Source organism: Mycobacterium sp. E3198 (genome assembly GCF_001667015.1).
GTDB lineage: Bacteria > Actinomycetota > Actinomycetes > Mycobacteriales > Mycobacteriaceae > Mycobacterium.
On the sequence record NZ_LZIS01000001.1, the window covers coordinates 185,696 to 202,132 of the forward strand.

Below are 16,437 nucleotides of genomic sequence, written 5' to 3' on the forward strand. Positions count from 1 at the left end.
CTCGCTGACGGCTGTTAGTTTGCGACGTAACGGCAACGGCCAAGCCAGATTTCGTCACGTCCGCACCTGAGGAGAAACAAGATGACGGCTCATCGCGTGGTGGTGTGGGCGACCGGCGGCATCGGTTCGATCGCCATCCGCGCGATCCAGCGCCGCCCCAACCTGGACCTGGTCGGCGTGTGGGTGCATTCGCCGGACAAGGACGGCAAAGACGCCGGCGAACTCGCCAACGGCGAGCCGATCGGCCTGGCCGCCACCACCGACGCGGACGCGCTGATCGCGCTGAAACCCGACTGCGTGGTCTACGCGGCCAGCGGACCCGAGCGCGACGCGCTGGCCGTCCCCGACTACGTCCGGCTGCTCGAGGCAGGGATCAACGTCGTCACGACCAGCACCACCCGGCTGGTCAACCCGCACGCCTACGAGCCTGCCGAGTGGCGCGAACAGTTGGCCGCCGCGGCCAAGCAGGGTCAGGTGTCGCTGTACGCGTCGGGGATCGAACCGGGGTTCGCCGCCGACTACCTGCCGTTGGTGCTGTCCACCCAGTCGTCGTCCATCGAGAAGATCTACGCGTTCGAGATCGGCCTGTACGACGATTACGGCGTCCCCGACATCATGGGGGACGCGCTGGGATTCGGCCGGCCGCTGGACTACCAGCCCTGGATCGGCTTCCCGGGGGCGATCGCCGGCGAATGGCAGGGCCAGATTCGGTTGGTCGCCGACGCGCTGGGCGTCGAAGTCCAGGAAGTCCGCGAATATTTCGACCGCGCGGTCACCAACCGGACGCTGGAGGTCGCGATGGGCACCGTCGAGGCCGGGACGTGCGGCGCGCTGCGCATGCGGGCGATCGGCGTGGTCGACGGCCGCGAGGCCATCGTCATCGAACACGTCACCCGGCTCGCGCACGACGTCGCCCCGGACTGGCCGACCGGGATCGGCGATCTGTCCTACCGCGTCACGATTTCCGGCGACCCCGACATCGACTGCACTCTCGCGGCCACGCTGAAGGACCCCCGCAAGGCCGGGGTCGCGGGCATGACCTCCGGGGCGGGCGCGATGGTCGCCACCGCGATGCGCGTCGTCAACGCGGTGCCGTATGTCGTTGCCGCGGAACCGGGGCTGCTGAGTTCGGTCGACCTACCCCTGACGATTCCAAAGCACGCGTTCGCCACCTAATCTGCCGGGGTGAGCTTTAACCCGCTCGAGGAACCCACGCTGCCTCAACTGCGGCTGCGCACCAGCATGAAGTGGCGCGCGCACCCCGACGACGTGTTGCCGTTGTGGGTCGCGGAGATGGACGTCAACCTGGCGCCGACGGTGGCCGACGCGCTGCGCCGCGCCATCGACATCGGCGACACCGGATACCCTTGCGGCACCGCATTTGCCGAGGCGGTCAGCGAATTCGCCGCGCGGCGCTGGCAATGGCACGACCTGGCGGTCGGCCGCACCGCGATCGTTCCCGACGTCATGCTCGGCGTCGTCGAAATGCTGCGCCTGGTCACCGACCGCGGCGACGCCGTCGTCGTCAACCCGCCGGTCTACGCCCCGTTCTATGCGTTCGTCGCGCACGATGGCCGTCGGGTGATCGAGGCACCGCTGACCGCCGGCGGCCGAATCGACTTGGGCTCGTTGGCGGACGCGTTCGCGCGCGCCGGCGCTTTGGGTGGCAAGGTCGCGTACTTGTTGTGCAACCCGCACAACCCGACCGGGTCGGTGCACACCGCGGAGGAGCTGCGCGGAATCGCCGAACTTGCCCGACGCTTCGGTGTCCGGGTGGTGTCCGACGAAATCCACGCCCCGGTGATCCTGCCCGGGGCGCGCTTCGTTCCGTATCTGACCGTGCCGGGCGCAGAGAACGCCCTGGCCTTGACGTCCGCCTCCAAGGCGTGGAACCTCTCCGGGCTGAAGGCCGCGTTGGCCATCGCCGGTCCCGAGGCCGCCGCCGACCTGCGCCGCATGCCGGAGGAGGTCAGCCACGGCCCGAGCCACTTCGGGATCATCGCCCACGCGGAAGCGTTCCGCAGCGGCGCAGATTGGCTCGACGCGCTGCTGGCCGGCCTGGACGCGAACCGGACGTTGTTGGGTGAGCTGGTCGCCGAGCACCTTCCCGGGGTGAAATACCAATGGCCGCAGGGCACTTACCTCGCCTGGCTCGATTGCCGGGAGCTCGGATTCGCCGAAGAGGCCGCCGACGGGCTGGCGGTGGTGGCCGATCTGGCCGGGCCGGCGCGCTGGTTCCTCGACCACGCCCGCGTCGCGCTCAGCTCCGGCCACGTCTTCGGAACCGGCGGCGCCGGGCACGTGCGGCTGAACTTCGCCACCTCGAAAGCCATTCTGGGCGAGGCCCTGTCGCGAATGGGCCGGGCGCTCGAGGCGACCGGGCACCGAGATCGACGTTAACGCACCGCCCACTCGCACTTCTTCGCGCCAGCGTCGATCTCGACGAAAACGGCTAAGCGGGAATGTCCTCGGCGCGGTCCAGGTTGCGAAAACCTTCCGCGGGTTTTTTGATGCCCAACAGGAACGGCAGCGAGATCAACTCGAACTTTGCCGTCTTCCCGAACCGGCCGAGACGGCCGGGCCGGGGCGGCGCGTCCGGCACCTCCGACGTGGCGAGGTCGATGTAGTGCGTGGAGGTGTCCCCGATACCTTCGAAGTGGTGGACCAGCGGCTTACACAGCCCACGCATCGGGTCGTCGAGGCATGCGGCGACCGGATCGGTCATCAGCACGTATTCGGCCACGGGCACCGAGTTTTTCAGCATCCGGTGCACCAGAATCACGTCGACCCCGGCGAGTTCGACGTGCCGCTTCACCTTTTGCTCCGCGACCTCGCCCTGATGCACGACGAACTTCAGCGATAGGTTGTCCAGCTGGCCACAGCTCGCGCACTCGCAGGCGATGTCCGCCTTGAAGCGTTCGCGCTGGGCGAGGAACGCCTGGCGCATCCGTGACAGCCGCTCGCACACGAGCACTTTGGCGTTGCCCTCCGGCGCCCAGAAGAAGGCCGCGTCGCCCTCCAGCTTGGCGAGCTTCAGGCCCTTGCCGGCGTCGATCACGGCTTCCAACAACCCGGCCACCGTTAGCTGAGCGTGCGCGAGGTGGGTTCGGTTCCAACTCATGTAATGCGTGTACCCGCCGATGTCGGCGATGAGGAGGACCGCGTGCCGGATGGCCATGATGTGCGCAGTTTAGTGGTTGCCGGTCACCGCCTCAACGAATCTGGCACTGGACGAAATCGCGCTCTCGCGAGAGGCTTGCAGGGGTCCCACCCCGGAGGAGCCGAATATGAGAGTGCTGCGAACCCCAGACTCCCGATTCGAAAACCTGGAGGGCTATCCGTTCGTAGCGAATTACCTCGACGTGGCGGCGAGCGACACCCGGCCGCTGCGCATGCACTTTCTCGATGAGGGGCCGGCCGACGGCCCGCCCATCGTGCTGCTGCACGGCGAGCCCACGTGGAGCTACCTGTACCGCACGATGATTCCGCCGCTGGCCGACGCCGGGAACCGCGTGCTGGCGCCCGACCTGATCGGCTTCGGCCGCTCCGACAAGCCCACCCAACCCGAGGACTACACCTACCAACGGCACGTCGAGTGGGTGACCGCCTGGTTCGAGCGCCTCAACCTGAAGGACGTCACGCTGTTCGTGCAGGACTGGGGTTCGCTCATCGGTCTGCGCATCGCCGCCGAGCAGGGCGACCGGATCGCGCGGCTGGTCGTGGCGAACGGCTTCCTGCCCACCGCCGAGCGACCCACGCCGCCGGCCTTCTACCTGTGGCGGGCCTTCGCGCGCTACTCCCCCGTGCTGCCCGCCGGTCGCATCGTCGCCGCCGGAACCGTCCGCCACGTGCCCTCGAAGGTGCGGGCCGGCTACAACGCCCCCTTTCCGGACAAGACGTACCAGGCGGGGGCCCGCGCGTTCCCGCAGCTGGTGCCGACGTCGCCGTATGACCCGGCGATCCCGGCCAACCGGGCGGCGTGGAAGGCCCTGAGCCGCTGGGAAAAGCCGTGCCTGGCCATTTTCGGCTCCCGCGACCCCATCCTCGGGCGCGCCGACCGCCCGCTGATCAAGCACATCCCCGGCGCGGCGGGCCAGCCGCACGCGCGCATCAACGCCAGCCATTTCATCCAGGAAGACGCGGGACCGGAATTGGCCGACCGCATCGTGTCCTGGCAGCAGGCCCTGCGCTGACCGCCCTCAGCGGGCGCTGATCAGTCGCGAGACGCCCCGCATCGCGGCCCTGCTGGCCGCGCGGCGCACCCGATCGAGCGCGGTACCCGCATCCGGCGGGGGCGCGGCCCCCAAGCGAGGGAACAGCGCCAGCGCGTTGGTGCGCTCGATCGCCGCCCGGGCTCCGCCGTCGAGCCCGGGGTAGGTTTCCAGGCCGGCCGCGAACAGCTTGCCGGCCGCGACGGGCGCGAAGGGCCAGTCGGAGCCGAAGGTGACGTGCCCGGGCTTGGCGAAGGCAAGCAGGCTGGGCAGCGCGGCCGCGCTCGACGACAACGCGGTGTCGAAGTAGAAGCTCGCAAAGTCGTCCAGGCTGTCGCTCGGGCTGCGTCCGGTGTCACCCATGATGGCGACCGCCAATCGATGCGCGGCGTACGGCACGAAACCGCCCGCGTGGCTCAGGATGAACCGGATGTTCGGGTACCGTTGGCAAATCCCATTACGGACAAGGAGATACGCAGTCCGCGTGGTGTCGAGCAGGAAGTCGGCGGCGAACGGCGGCACGCCCTCGACCGCGGGACCGGGCAGACTCGCGGGATGGATGAACACCACCGCGCACCGCGCGTCCAGCGCGGCGAACAGGTCGTCTTGGTCGGGTTGGCCGAGGTAGGTTCCCGCGTTGTTGGCAAGCAGCACAACGCCGTCCGCGGCCAGCTCGTCGAGCGATCTGGCGACCTCGTCGACGGATTCGCTGAGGTGCGGCATGGGGACGGTCGCGAAGAAGCCAAACCGGTCGGGTTGAGCACGGGCGATTTCGGCGAGGTAGTCGTTGATGTCGCGCGCGAGCGCGGCGGCGTCGGCGGAGCCGGGCAGGAACGCCGTGCCCGGTGTCGACACGGACAGGATGGCCGCGGCGACGTTCAGTTCACCCATGGTGTGCAGCGATGCCTCGGGGCTCCACTGCGGCAACGCGCGACCGCTCGCCTCGTCGATCCCCGCCTTGCGCAACAGCTCTCGATAGAACGAGGGGATGGCGTGGTGGTGGGTGTCGATCCGCAACATACCTGCTCCCTGTCGATCAGTGATCCGGAATGCCCGCGCCCGCCAGCGCGGGCACCACGTCCTCGTCGTGCAGCAGTGACGCGGCGCCGGTTCTGAACTGGCCCAGTTTCTCGATGATCGTCTGTCCCTCTGGAGTGTGCCCCCAGATGCTGATGCCCCGGTAGGTGGTGGGCTCCCAGGTGGCCTCGTCGACGACGATCGGATTCCAGCCGAGTTCCCATTCGAAACCCGAGGGCGTGACGGCGTAGAACGACAGTTCCTTGTCGTTGGTGTGCTGGCCCACGCCGAGCGCGATCCGGAAGCCGAGCTGTCTGACGCGCTGGTAGGCGGCCGTCATGTCGTCGAGGTCGGCGACCTGGACGTTGACGTGCTGCACCCGGGTGCGGATGGGGTTGAGCCGCAGCCGGTTGACCGCCGCGATCGCCACGGTGTGGTGCCGCTCGTTGACCCGCAGGAAGCGGATCTTGAACTTCAGGCCGCCGATGGTCTCGTCGATGTAATCGGACAGCCGCGCGTCCAACACCGCGGAGTAGTAGCCGTGCAGCTGATCGGGCTTTGTGGTGGTGACGGCCACGTGGCCCAAACCCGCTGCGCCGGTGACGAATCCGCCAACCGCAGCCAGGCGTAACGGCGCCGCGGCGGGGCGGACGCGCGTGAAGACCTCCTGGGTCAGGCCGTTGGGTCCGGGGAAGCGGACCAGCCGTTCCAACCCGCGCAGCGCGGCCTGTTCGTCGGTGCCCTCGGTCACCGGCACCCCATGGTGTCTGACGCGGTCGAGGACGGTGTCGAAGGCGTCGTCGTCGACGAGGTGCCAGCCGAGCGCGGTGACGTCCTCGGCGGGCCCGCGGTGCAGCAGGAAGCGGCATTCGTCGTCGTCGAGGCGAAACCGCATCGCGTCGCGCGCCGCGTCGTCGAGATGCATGCCGATGGCGTCGCGGCCGAATCGCCGCCAGTCGCCGAACTTTTGGGTCTCGATGACCGCGTAACCGAGCCGGACCCTGCCGAACACCGACGGGATCATCGCTGCCCCTCCAGGAACTCGATGGCGAACCGGTTGAACAATTCGGCGCGTTCCCACTGCATCCAATGGCCGGTGTGGGAGGTCATCACCAAATCCGCGTTCGGCATCAGGTTGAGCAGCATCGGCCCGCCCGCGGGCCGGTTGACCTTGTCGTCGCGTCCCCACAGCACCAGCGTCGGCGTCGGCAGGCTCTTCAGCCGTCGGTCGCGGCTGAGATCCATCCGCCACAGGGTGCGCAGGGCCGTCGGCCCGGAGGGGCGGCGCAGCGGCGGGTCGGCGATCACCTCCGGGTCGATCGAGGCGCGGTAGCGCAGCTCGATCAGGTCCTCGGGCACCGAGGAGCCGTCGTAGACCAGATAGGTGCGGATGAACGTGGCGAGCTTGTCGCGGCTCGGCCCGTCGCCGCGGTAGTAGGACAGCAGGCTGTTCAGCCCGGCCGTGGGCAGTCCCCTGGTGGTGCCGATGCCTCCCGGACCCATCAGCACCAGCTTGCCGACGCGGTGCGGGGTGTCCAGGGCCAGGCGCAGGGCCGCCGAACCGCCGTACGAGTTGCCGACGACGTGGGCGGTGTCGATGCCGAGTTCATCGAGGAGGCCGCGGATCATGTCGGCGAGGTAGCCGAACGGGTCGTCGTGGTCGACGCCCTTGGCCGACCTCCCGTAGCCGGGCATGTCGGGCACGATGACGCGGAAATGCGTTGCGAGCGCGTCGATGTTGCGGGAGTAGTTCGACACCCCCGACGCGCCGGGACCGCCGCCGTGCAGCATGACGACCGGCGGCCCGGTCCCGGTTTCGGCGACGAAGATGGGCTTGCCGGCGACGGTGACGGTGCGCTCGGTCAGCTGGGTGGTGATCATGCGGGGACTCCGATCGGGGCGGCCGCCACGGGTGGGGTCAGGTCGGTCAGCCCGGCCGGCGGGGCCGGCAGCGGAGCCCCGGCGGCCGCGGCGGCGAAGACGAATCCGTCCGGGCGGACGACGACCGCGGCCGCCTTCTTGCCGCGCAGCCAGGCTGTCAGGCTGCCGTCGTCGTCGCGGACGGCGCCGGCCGCCGGGGTGCCGACGGTGACGGCGAGGGAGACCGCGCCCAGCCGCTCCCAGCGATCGGCGCCGGGCGGCGCGGCACCAAGGTGCAGGACGGCCCAACCGCCGCCGAGGGCGTCGTCCAGTCGCTCGCGCTGACCGGTCGCGACGGTGACCCAGGGTTGCGGCAACTGCCAACCGACCGCCGCGTGCGCATCCGGCGCGACGAACCCGTCGGGGTAGCGGCCGGGCGGAATCCAGATCAGGCTCTGCCCCGCCTTCAGCGCCCCGGGCACCCGCGTCACGGCCCGCAGCAGGCGATCCCGCAACCACGCCAACGACTTTCGGCGCTCGGTGATGATGCGCCCGTTGCGGACCGCGCGGCGGGTGACCTCGGTGACGTGCGGCTTGCGCTCGGCCTGGTAGCTGTCGAGCAGCGAGCCGGGCGCCTGCCCGCGTAGCACGGCCGCGAGCTTCCAGCACAGGTTGGCCGCGTCGCGCACCCCGGCCGACATCCCCTGGCCGATCCACGGCGGCATCGCGTGCGCCGCGTCGCCGGCCAAAAAGACCCGCCCGACGCGCCAGCGGTCGGCGACGCGCACGTGGTGGCTGTAGATGACGGCCCGCAGGATCTTCACCTGTTCCTCGGTGATGCCCTGCTCGTGCAGCACCTCCCAGACGGCCTCGTCGGTGACCAGGCGCGTCTCGTCCTCGCCGGCGCGCGCGGGGTACTCCCAGCGGTGATGCCCCAGCGGCGTGGGGCAGTCCACGGTCGGGCGCGCGGGGTTGCAGTGGAAGCGCAGCCGGTCGTGGCCCTCCCACGGCCGAATCACCTTGGTGTCGATGACAACCCAGCGTTCGGAGTAGGTGCGTCCCTCGTAACCGACCCCGAGCTGACCGCGGGTCGGCGAGGCCCCGCCGTCGGCGGCGATCACGTAGGAGGCGCGCACGCGTTTGAAGGTGTCGGTGCGCAGATCGGCCAGCATCAGTTCGACGTCCGACGGGCCGTTGACCACGCGCAGGCATTCGTGTTCGAGCAGCACCTCGACGTTCGGGAACCGGGCGACGCCCTCGCGGAGCACGTGGTCGACCGCGGGCTGGTACAGGAACTGCTGCGGCGGATGCCCGCAGCCGCGGGGCGTCATGGTCGTTTCGATGAACGGCACCCCGTTGGCGTCGACCCAGGCCAGCGGCCGGTCGGGCAGCATGTCCCGCTGCAGCCGGTCGGCCAGGCCGACGGACTGCCAGATCCGCATGACCTCTTCGTCGGTCGAGATGGCCCGCGCCCGCCCGTACACGTCGGGATCGCGCTCGATGACGACGACGCTAAGGCCAAGGCGGCCAAGCAGATTGGCGGCGGTGGCGCCCGTCGGGCCGTAGCCGATCACCGCCACGTCATAGCTCGGGTGCGCGTTCATTGCCGTCTCGCCTTCGTTCGGGCTTGTTCTGTAGTGATCGATACGGTAATGTAATGATCACTATAGAGTCAAGAGCTGATCGCCAGGGAGTTTCAGTGGCCACGAAAGACAAGCCGCAACGCCGCCGCCGCCTCGACGGCGAGGCGTCCCGGACCCGCATCCTCGATGCGGCCACCCAGATCGCCAGCGAGCGCGGCTACGAGGGCACCAGCATCGGGCTGGTCAGCGCCAAGTGCGGCCTGCCGGCCAGTTCCATCTACTGGCACTTCAAGGACAAGGACGACCTGATCGCCGCGGTCATCGAACGCAGCTTCGCCCACTGGCTTTCGGCGTGGACGATGCCGGACGAGGGAAGCGGGCGCGAGCGGCTCGTCTCGATGGTCATGCAGATCGCCAAGGCGCTGCTCGACTCCCCCGACTTCCTGCGGCTCGGGCTGATGCTCGCGCTGGAGCGCCGGCCGGTCGAGCCGCGGGCGCGCGCCATGTTCCTCGCCGTGCGCGCCCAGGCGTTCGAGACGCTCACGCTTGCCGTCCGGGACCTCGTCCCGGGGCTGACCGACGCGCAGGTCCACCAGTTGGCCACCTACGCCCTCGCCGGGGGTGACGGCCTGTTCGTCGCAAAAGAGATCGGCGGTGACTCGGTCGACCTGCTGGCGCTGTTCGAGTTGCACGCGAACACCCTCTACGACAGCGCGCTGCGGATGGCCGGCGAGGACGCGAAATGACTGGCGCCGAGCGGTGGCCGGTGGCGATCATCGGTTCGGGCAACATCGGCACCGACCTGATGCTCAAAATCCTGCGCAGCGACGGCCCGCTCACCGTGGGCGCCGTGGTCGGCGTCGACCCCGGTTCGGACGGCCTGGCCCGGGCGCGGCGGCTCGGTGTGCCGACCACCGCCGGCGGCGTCGAGGGCCTGCTGGCCATGCCGGAGTTCGGCGGCATCAAGCTGGCCTTCGATGCCACCTCGGCCATCGCGCATCGAGACAACTGGGCGGCGTTGCGGGACAAAGGGATACGCATGCTCGACCTGACCCCCGCGTCGATCGGCCCGTTCTGCGTGCCGGTGGTCAACCTCGACGATCACCTCGACGCGCCCAACCTCAACATGGTGACCTGCGGCGGCCAGGCGACGGTGCCGATCGTCGCCGCCGTCGGCAACGCGGGGATCGTTTCCTACGCCGAGATCGTCTCGTCGATCTCGGCGAAATCCGCGGGCCCGGGCACCCGGGCCAACATCGACGAGTTCATCGAGACCACCGCCACCGCGCTCGAAGTCGTCGGCGGCGCGCAGCGCGGCAGGCCGTGATCGTCCTCAACCCCGCCGAACCCCCGGTGCTCATGCGCAACACGGTGTACTGCCTCGTCGACGGGGCGCCCGACCATCGCAGGATCGAGGAAGAAATCCTCGAGATGGTTGACCGGGTCGCCACGTACGTGCCCGGCTACCGGCTCAAGCAGGGGGTGCAGTTTGAGCGGTTCGACCACGACACCCCGCTCTACATCCCCGAGACCGGCAAATTCACCGGAACCCGCGTCACAGTGCTGCTGGAAGTCGCCGGTTCCGCGCACTACCTGCCCGCCTACGCCGGAAACCTCGACATCATGACGTCGGCCGCCAAGGCCGCCGCGGAGCGCATCGCCCGGCACGCGACCGAAACCGCGAGAGCCACAACATGATCTACGTCAGCGACGTCACCCTACGCGACGGCATGCACGCGGTGCGCCACCGGTACAGCGTCGAGCAGGCGATCACCATCGCGCGCGCCCTCGACGCGGCGGGCGTCGACTCGATCGAGGTCGCCCACGGCGACGGGCTGGCGGGTTCGAGCTGCGTGTACGGGTTCGGCGCGCACACCGACCTGGAGTGGATCGAGGCCGTGGCCGGGACCGTCGAGAACGCACGCGTCGCGACGCTCCTCCTGCCCGGTGTGGGCAGCCTGCGCAACCTCAGGGACGCGCATCGCGCCGGCGCGACCGTCGTACGCGTCGGGACCCATTGCACCGAGGCGGACATCTCGGCCCCCTACCTCGCCGCCGCCCGCGACCTCGGCATGGACGCCGTCGGCTTCCTCATGATGAGCCACCTGACCACCCCGGCCCGCCTCGCCGAGCAAGCCGAGCTGATGCAGGGCTATGGGGCCGGCTGCGTCTACGTCGTCGATTCCGGTGGCGCCATGACGATGCGCGACGTCGCCGACCGGGTCGAGGCGCTGCGCCAAAGGTTGTTGCCGACAACGGAAATCGGCATCCACGCGCACCACAACCTGTCGCTGGGTGTGGCCAACTCGATCGCCGCCGTCGAGCACGGCGCCTGCCGCGTCGACGCGTCCCTGGCGGGCATGGGCGCGGGTGCGGGGAACGCGCCGCTCGAGGTGTTCGTCGCCGCTGCCTCCCGGCTCGGCTGGGAGCACGGCTGCGACCTGCACCGGCTGCAGGATGCGGCCGACGACCTGGTCCGGCCGCTGCAGGACCGGCCGGTGCGGGTCGACCGGGAAACGCTGACCCTGGGCTATGCCGGCGTCTACTCCAGTTTTTTGCGGCACGCGGAGGCCGCCGCAGCCCAGTTCGACATCGACGCGCGCACGCTGCTGGAAGAGGCCGGGCGGCGCGGCATGGTGGGCGGCCAGGAGGACATGCTCGTCGACATCGCCCTCGACCTCACCGGATCGCGCTGAATGCGTCGTCCCCTGGTCGCCACCGCCCGGGGATGCAACGATCGGCGCATGGACATGATGACGATGGGCCTGGTCGGGACTGTCGTGGGCGCGTCGGCCATGGGCATCGCGGGCGTCGCGAGGTCCGCCGCCGACAACTTGCTCCCGGGAATGGTGCACGGCAGCAACCACAAGCATCAGATGAACATGCAGGTGCACTCGCAGCGCTGCGACGCGATCCGACGCTGGCGCAGCGGCCTGGCCGAGGCGCGGGACACCTACCGGCAGTGGGCGTGCGGCCCCCGTTCCGGCGATCCGCCCAATGTCGTCGGCGACGAGTGGTTCGAGGGCTTGCGACCGTACCTGCCGACCACGGGCGAGGCGGCCGAATTCCGCAGCGCCCACGAAGTCCATTGCGACAACCCGACTCTCGCGCTGCTCTCGCTCGAAATCGGACGGATCGAGCAGGAGTGGACCGAGGAGGCGAAGGGGCGCCGGCGCCGCCATCGCATCTAGCCGAGCGTCGAGCTGTTGCGAGAAATCGGCCCGAGCGGCGCAACTACTCCACGTTGGGCGCCGAGGTGACCGCGAGGACCCGCGCGGCGAGCTCGGGCCGGCACACCACCAGGTCGGGCAGTTTCGGGTCGGGTTGGTTGTAGGCCAGCGCCGACCCGTCGATGCGCGACGTGTGCAGGCCGGCGGCCCGGGCCACCGCGACCGGGGCGGCCGAGTCCCATTCGAACTGGCCGCCGGCGTGCACGTACACGTCGGACAAACCCTGGACGATCGACGCCACTTTGGCTCCGGCGGAACCCATTTCGACCAGGACGCCGCCCAGCGCGTCGCGCACGGACAGCGCGATGGCGGGCGGCCGGGTGCGGGAGACGACGATGCGCAGCTGGTCGGGGGCGGCGGGCGGCGCGGCGACGTACGGGGTCGCCAGCGTGGCGCCCTGGGCGGGCAGCGCCACCGCGCCCGCGACGAGCTCGCCGGCCTGCCAGAGCGCGACGTGCACCGCCCAGTCGTCGCGCCCGAGCTCCGAGAATTCCCGCGTGCCGTCCAGCGGATCGACGATCCACACCCGCTCCGAACGCAACCGCACCGGGTCGTCGGCGCCCTCCTCCGAGAGCACCGCGTCGTCGGGCCGCTCGCCGGCCAGTGCCTCCATCAGGAAGTCGTGGGATCGCTTGTCCCCCGCCGCTTTCCGCTCACGGGCGTCGGCGTCTGCGAATTCCTCCCGAACCGTAAGCAGCAGCCGCCCCGCCTCGGTGGCCAGGCGCGCGGCCAGCGCGTGATCGTCGTTCATCCGCTCTCCGTAAATCAGAAGTAACCCGAATAAGTTGGTAGTCTTGACCAACTTTACCGTGCCGTGAAATCTTTACGGCAGTCGCCACCCCGGCCCGCATTTCTGCCATAACCTGGTGAGGTGAGCGGGGGCAACGTCTCATCATCGAGCAGGTTGCGGTTTCCGGGGGGACACCTGGGAATGGCCGGCGTCGTCGTGGCCGTGGTCCTGATCGGTGCGCTCGGTTTCGCCGCGGCGAAACTGATCGGCGGCCACCACGGCGCACCGCCCCAGCCCGCTACCCCACCGCCCCCGCCGACATACTTCGCCATCCCGGGCTGCTACAACCCCTCGGTTCCGCCGGTGGAGCGTCCGAAAAAGCTCAACGTTCTGGGGTGCGCGAGCGTAGCCGTTGCGCTGCAAGACATGTCGTGGACGTCCTGGGGACCGCAGGGCGCCGACGGGACCGGAACGGCCGTGTTCAAGATCTGCGAGCCGAACTGCGCGGCCGGGTATCAGCTCACCGACCCGGTCGTCGTCCATGCGTGGAACGCCCAGCCCCCGCGGCCCGATGCGATCTGCCAGGCGGGGCTGAAGATCTTCGCCGACCTGGTGCTGGCCTTCCCCAAGGCGACCCCACCGCCGACCGCCCAGAAACTGAACACCCAGTACAACGGAATGCCCGCAGTGCATTACGCCAACTACTCGGGCAACAGCCGTGACGCCCAGTTCATCGGCTACACGTTCTGTAACTAGACCTGGACGACGACCGCGCCGCCCTGGCCGCCGCCCGCGCACATCGCCGCGACGCCGATGCCGCCGCCCCGGCGGGCCAGCTCATAGGTCAGGGTGGTGACCATGCGCGCGCCCGAGGCCGCGATGGGGTGGCCGAGGCTGCAGCCGCTGCCGGAGAAATTGACCTTCTCCTCGTCGATGCCGTACTCGCGGCACGCCGCGATCGGCACGGAGGCGAAAGCCTCGTTGATCTCCCATAGCGCGACGTCGTCGACCGAGATCCCGGCCCGCTGCAGCACCTTGCCGATCACCTTGACCGCACCGAGCCCGCAGTCCCGCGGTGGCACACCCACGGCGGCCCACGCCCGGACCGTGCCCATCACGTTCAGCTTCTCTGCGAGCGCGTAGTCGCGGTCGACCAACGCGACCGCTGCCGCGGCGTCGTTGGTGCCGCTGCTGTTGCCCGCCGTGATCGAGAATCCCTCGATCTCGGGGTGCAGCACCTTGAGTGCGGCGAGCTTCTCGATGGTGGTGTCGCGCCGGGGATGCTCGTCGACGGAGAAGTCGGTCACCGAACCGTCGAGCTGGGTGATCTTCAGCGGAACGATCTCGTCGAGGAACTTCCCGGCGTCCATGGCCGCGATGGCGCGCTCATGCGACCGGGCCGCCCAGGCGTCCATCTCCTCGCGGGTGATGCCGACGGTCTGGGCGGTGTTCCAGCCCACCGTGATCGACATGTCCTTGGTCGGCGCGTCCGGCGTCTCGACGTGGGTGGGCGGCAGCCAGCGCTCCTCGAACTTCAGCTCGGGCCCGGGAATGCGCTGATTCATCAACGGCGTCATCGACAGCGACTGCACGCCACCGGCGATGAGCACCCGCTCCATGCCGGAGCCGATCTGCGCCGCCGCATTGCCGATGGCGGTCAGGCTGCCGGCGCAGTGCCGGTTGACCGCCTGGCCCGGGATGTCCTCCATGCCGGTCGCGGCGGCCGCGTAGCGCGCCAAATCCCCTCCGCCGTAGTGCGATTCGGCGAAGATGATGTCGTCGATGGCCGACGGGTCGATGCCGGACCTGCGCACCACCTCGGGCAGCACCGTGGTGATCAGCGTCTCGGGCGGCGTGTTGACGAGGGCGCCCTTGAAGGAGCGGCCGATTGCCGTCCTGGTGGCTCCGACGATCACAGGTGTGGCCATGTCTACCTCGAACTGTTGGGGGTCAGGTTTACGGGAATCCGCTCAAGTGTAACGCCACGGCCCAATCCGGAATGCCCCAGGTGCCGCTACGCTCGCGCAATGGCGACCACACCCCTCCTTGCGCGTGATACCACCCAAACGGCCGCATACCGCGTTGCGGCCATGCTGATGGGCATCGGCACCGTCCACTTCCTGGCGCCGAAACCCTTCGACACGATCGTTCCCCCCGAGCTGCCCGGCGACGCACGGCTCTATACGTACGCATCGGGCGTGGCCGAGATAGCCGTCGGCGCGCTGCTGGTCCCCCGACGCACGCGGCGGCTGGCCGCGCTGGCGGCCGTCCTGCTGTTCGTCGGGGTTTTCCCGGCCAACGTCAACATGTGCCGGTTGTGGTGGGACAAGCCCTGGCCGATGCGCATCGCCGCGCTGGCCCGGCTGCCGCTGCAGATCCCGATGATCACCACCGCGCTCAAAATCAGGCGCAACAGCTGACGCTTCGGTTGTGATTCACCGAGCGTGAACTCACTGCGAATTCCCGGCTAGTTTTTCGCTGTAGCTTCACGCTCGGCGCGAGCGATCCGACAGGAGGTTCCCCTTGAGCACGACGGGCATCGCGGTTGCGCTCGCGATCGGCGCCGCCTTCATGATCGGCATCGGGGACGTCCTCGAACAGCGATCGGCCCAGCAGGTCACCGACAAGCCCGTCGGCACCTTCGCCCTGTTTCGTCGGCTGCTGCGCGATCGGCGATGGTGGGCGGGCAGCCTGGTGGCCGCCGCCGGCTTCGGCCTGCAGGCCGCCGCGTTGGGCCTGGGTTCGGTGGTGCTCGTGCAGGCACTGTCGGTGACCTCCCTGCTGTTCGCACTGCTCATCAGCGCGCGGGTCAACCACCGCAGGATCTCGCGGTGGCAAGCGATTTGGGCCACGCTGCTCGTCGCGGCCGTCGCGGTGGTGGTCACGGTCGGCGACCCGCAGGCCGGCAGCCCGCGCGGGTCGGTGAAGACATGGGTCGTCGTCGGCCTGATCATGGGGCCGGCGCTGATCCTCTGCGTGATCGGCTTTCGCGTGCTCTCCGCGTCGGTCGGCGCGCTGTTGCTGGGGCTGATGTCCGGCTCGCTGTGGGGCCTGTTCTCGGTGCTGACCAAGGGCGTGGTCGACCAGCTCGACCGCGGCATCCCCGCGCTGCTGCGCCTCCCCGAGCTGTACGTCTGGGCGGTGCTGGCCATCGCCGCCACGGCGTGGGAGCAGTCGGCCTTTCGCGCCGGCCCGCTCACCGCGTCGCTACCCGCGGTGACCGTCGCCGAGCCCGTCGTGGGATCGGCGCTCGGCGTCATCGTGCTGGGTGAGACGCTGCGCGCCAACAGCATCGGGCTGGTCGCCCTCGGGCTCTCGGTCGCCGTCATGGCCGCAGCGACGATCGCGCTCGCGCACAGCCAGGCCACCGGGGCGCCGCAGTCAGCTCAGCCGCGAGCCGATGCGGTGTAGCGTGCCGTCCGGATCGACGTAGGCGAATTCCCTTGAGCCGTAAGGCGTATCGTCCGGTTCGGTGAGCCGGCCGGCGAGGTCCTCCAGCGCGGCCCATTCCGCGTGCAGCGCGTCGGCGTCGCTCACGTAGAGGTAGACGCTCGACGCCGTGCGCAGCGGATCGTGCTCGGCCCATTCGGTGAGGTGAATCGACACGGCACCACGGTCCGCGAACCCGTAGCGCTCGGGGCCCCGGTAGGCCCGGGCGTCGAACCCGAGACGGCGGTAGCGGTCCAGGGCGACGTCGAGGTCCCGGACCGGCACGATCGGCGACACGGAGTGGAAAACGATTTCGGGCACACCCCAGAGTGGCACGCGGTGCCGTCGTGATGCTCCATCCGCAAACCGCTGGCCAC

At 69.6% G+C, this 16,437-nt stretch carries 17 protein-coding genes and 1 pseudogene; 10 read left to right on the forward strand and 8 right to left on the reverse strand.

Going from position 1 to position 16,437, the window contains the following annotated elements; translation table 11 throughout:
• Nucleotides 1–81 precede the first annotated feature (81 nt).
• Nucleotides 82–1,176: a dihydrodipicolinate reductase gene (locus A5673_RS00885; protein ID WP_068226600.1), complete on the forward strand. Its 1,095-nt coding sequence runs from the start codon at nt 82–84 to the stop codon at nt 1,174–1,176.
• Nucleotides 1,177–1,242: 66 nt separating this feature from the next.
• Nucleotides 1,243–2,400, forward strand: coding sequence for a MalY/PatB family protein (locus A5673_RS00890; protein WP_369806446.1), 1,158 nt, complete (start codon nt 1,243–1,245; stop codon nt 2,398–2,400).
• 52 nt (nt 2,401–2,452) lie between these two features.
• Here the strand turns inward: A5673_RS00890 and A5673_RS00895 are convergent, their stop codons facing one another.
• Nucleotides 2,453–3,178 carry a DUF2652 domain-containing protein gene (locus A5673_RS00895; protein WP_068226602.1) on the reverse strand — a complete coding sequence of 242 codons (726 nt, stop codon included), beginning with the start codon at nt 3,176–3,178 and terminating at the stop codon, nt 2,453–2,455.
• Between the two features lie 109 nt (nt 3,179–3,287).
• On the opposite strand from A5673_RS00895, the gene A5673_RS00900 reads away from it, so the two are divergent.
• Nucleotides 3,288–4,193, forward strand: coding sequence for a haloalkane dehalogenase (locus A5673_RS00900; protein WP_068226603.1), 906 nt, complete (start codon nt 3,288–3,290; stop codon nt 4,191–4,193).
• A gap of 6 nt (nt 4,194–4,199) precedes the next feature.
• On the opposite strand, the gene A5673_RS00905 is transcribed toward A5673_RS00900, so the two are convergent.
• The 4 genes from A5673_RS00905 to A5673_RS00920 are packed head-to-tail and all read right to left on the reverse strand — an operon-like array spanning nt 4,200 to nt 8,692.
• Nucleotides 4,200–5,231, reverse strand: coding sequence for an amidohydrolase family protein (locus A5673_RS00905; protein WP_068226604.1), 1,032 nt, complete (start codon nt 5,229–5,231; stop codon nt 4,200–4,202).
• Between the two features lie 16 nt (nt 5,232–5,247).
• A complete protein-coding gene (locus A5673_RS00910) occupies nt 5,248–6,252 on the reverse strand; it encodes a VOC family protein (protein WP_068226605.1) in 1,005 nt (334 codons plus the stop codon).
• Nucleotides 6,249–7,109, reverse strand: a complete 861-nt coding sequence (locus A5673_RS00915) for an alpha/beta fold hydrolase (protein WP_068226606.1) — start codon at nt 7,107–7,109, stop codon at nt 6,249–6,251. Before A5673_RS00915 ends, A5673_RS00910 begins: the two co-directional genes overlap by 4 nt.
• Nucleotides 7,106–8,692: a bifunctional 3-(3-hydroxy-phenyl)propionate/3-hydroxycinnamic acid hydroxylase gene (locus tag A5673_RS00920; protein ID WP_068226607.1), complete on the reverse strand. Its 1,587-nt coding sequence runs from the start codon at nt 8,690–8,692 to the stop codon at nt 7,106–7,108. The genes A5673_RS00915 and A5673_RS00920 overlap by 4 nt, the downstream gene beginning before the upstream one ends.
• 95 nt (nt 8,693–8,787) lie before the next feature.
• On the opposite strand from A5673_RS00920, the gene A5673_RS00925 reads away from it, so the two are divergent.
• The 4 genes and pseudogenes from A5673_RS00925 to A5673_RS00940 all read left to right on the forward strand — a co-directional run bounded on the left by A5673_RS00925 (nt 8,788) and on the right by A5673_RS00940 (nt 11,862).
• Entirely contained in the window at nt 8,788–9,417 is a 630-nt protein-coding gene (locus A5673_RS00925; RefSeq protein WP_068226608.1) for a TetR/AcrR family transcriptional regulator, read from the forward strand.
• Nucleotides 9,414–10,369, forward strand: a pseudogene (locus A5673_RS00930) (acetaldehyde dehydrogenase (acetylating)). The gene A5673_RS00925 and the pseudogene A5673_RS00930 overlap by 4 nt, the downstream one beginning before the upstream one ends.
• Complete coding sequence (gene dmpG, locus A5673_RS00935) at nt 10,366–11,367, forward strand: 4-hydroxy-2-oxovalerate aldolase (protein ID WP_068226609.1); 1,002 nt, start codon at nt 10,366–10,368, stop codon at nt 11,365–11,367. The pseudogene A5673_RS00930 and the gene dmpG overlap by 4 nt, the downstream one beginning before the upstream one ends.
• Complete coding sequence (locus A5673_RS00940) at nt 11,368–11,862, forward strand: hypothetical protein (protein WP_231970775.1); 495 nt, start codon at nt 11,368–11,370, stop codon at nt 11,860–11,862.
• Nucleotides 11,863–11,905: 43 nt separating this feature from the next.
• Here the strand turns inward: A5673_RS00940 and A5673_RS00945 are convergent, their stop codons facing one another.
• Nucleotides 11,906–12,652 (reverse strand): 3'(2'),5'-bisphosphate nucleotidase CysQ, encoded by a 747-nt coding sequence (locus A5673_RS00945; protein ID WP_068226610.1) that lies wholly within the window; start codon nt 12,650–12,652, stop codon nt 11,906–11,908.
• 180 nt (nt 12,653–12,832) lie between these two features.
• On the opposite strand from A5673_RS00945, the gene A5673_RS00950 reads away from it, so the two are divergent.
• A complete protein-coding gene (locus tag A5673_RS00950; RefSeq protein WP_068226611.1) occupies nt 12,833–13,387 on the forward strand; it encodes a hypothetical protein in 555 nt (184 codons plus the stop codon).
• On the opposite strand, the gene A5673_RS00955 is transcribed toward A5673_RS00950, so the two are convergent.
• A complete protein-coding gene (locus tag A5673_RS00955) occupies nt 13,384–14,559 on the reverse strand; it encodes a thiolase family protein (RefSeq protein ID WP_068226612.1) in 1,176 nt (391 codons plus the stop codon). The two genes, A5673_RS00950 and A5673_RS00955, sit on opposite strands and share 4 nt — an antisense overlap.
• Before the next feature lie 99 nt (nt 14,560–14,658).
• Between A5673_RS00955 and A5673_RS00960 the strand changes: the two genes are divergently transcribed.
• Together A5673_RS00960 and A5673_RS00965 are read left to right on the forward strand one after the other, a co-directional pair.
• Nucleotides 14,659–15,051: a DoxX-like family protein gene (locus A5673_RS00960; RefSeq protein WP_068226613.1), complete on the forward strand. Its 393-nt coding sequence runs from the start codon at nt 14,659–14,661 to the stop codon at nt 15,049–15,051.
• A 103-nt stretch (nt 15,052–15,154) separates the two neighbouring features.
• Nucleotides 15,155–16,042 (forward strand): DMT family transporter, encoded by an 888-nt coding sequence (locus tag A5673_RS00965; RefSeq protein ID WP_156747741.1) that lies wholly within the window; start codon nt 15,155–15,157, stop codon nt 16,040–16,042.
• Here A5673_RS00965 and A5673_RS00970 read toward each other — a convergent pair.
• Nucleotides 16,013–16,372, reverse strand: coding sequence for a VOC family protein (locus A5673_RS00970; protein WP_082958482.1), 360 nt, complete (start codon nt 16,370–16,372; stop codon nt 16,013–16,015). The two genes, A5673_RS00965 and A5673_RS00970, sit on opposite strands and share 30 nt — an antisense overlap.
• Nucleotides 16,373–16,437 lie beyond the last annotated feature (65 nt).

Bases quoted from the DNA above. Each gene is read 5' to 3' on its own strand.
- A5673_RS00885 (WP_068226600.1), top strand. From the start codon at position 82: ATGACGGCTCATCGCGTGGTGGTGTGGGCGACCGGCGGCATCGGTTCG.
- A5673_RS00890 (WP_369806446.1), top strand. From the start codon at position 1,243: ATGAAGTGGCGCGCGCACCCCGACGACGTGTTGCCGTTGTGGGTCGCG.
- A5673_RS00895 (WP_068226602.1), bottom strand. From the start codon at position 3,178: ATGGCCATCCGGCACGCGGTCCTCCTCATCGCCGACATCGGCGGGTAC.
- A5673_RS00900 (WP_068226603.1), top strand. From the start codon at position 3,288: ATGAGAGTGCTGCGAACCCCAGACTCCCGATTCGAAAACCTGGAGGGC.
- A5673_RS00905 (WP_068226604.1), bottom strand. From the start codon at position 5,231: ATGTTGCGGATCGACACCCACCACCACGCCATCCCCTCGTTCTATCGA.
- A5673_RS00910 (WP_068226605.1), bottom strand. From the start codon at position 6,252: ATGATCCCGTCGGTGTTCGGCAGGGTCCGGCTCGGTTACGCGGTCATC.
- A5673_RS00915 (WP_068226606.1), bottom strand. From the start codon at position 7,109: ATGATCACCACCCAGCTGACCGAGCGCACCGTCACCGTCGCCGGCAAG.
- A5673_RS00920 (WP_068226607.1), bottom strand. From the start codon at position 8,692: ATGAACGCGCACCCGAGCTATGACGTGGCGGTGATCGGCTACGGCCCG.
- dmpG (WP_068226609.1), top strand. From the start codon at position 10,366: ATGATCTACGTCAGCGACGTCACCCTACGCGACGGCATGCACGCGGTG.
- A5673_RS00940 (WP_231970775.1), top strand. From the start codon at position 11,368: ATGCGTCGTCCCCTGGTCGCCACCGCCCGGGGATGCAACGATCGGCGC.
- A5673_RS00945 (WP_068226610.1), bottom strand. From the start codon at position 12,652: ATGAACGACGATCACGCGCTGGCCGCGCGCCTGGCCACCGAGGCGGGG.
- A5673_RS00950 (WP_068226611.1), top strand. From the start codon at position 12,833: ATGGCCGGCGTCGTCGTGGCCGTGGTCCTGATCGGTGCGCTCGGTTTC.
- A5673_RS00955 (WP_068226612.1), bottom strand. From the start codon at position 14,559: ATGGCCACACCTGTGATCGTCGGAGCCACCAGGACGGCAATCGGCCGC.
- A5673_RS00960 (WP_068226613.1), top strand. From the start codon at position 14,659: ATGGCGACCACACCCCTCCTTGCGCGTGATACCACCCAAACGGCCGCA.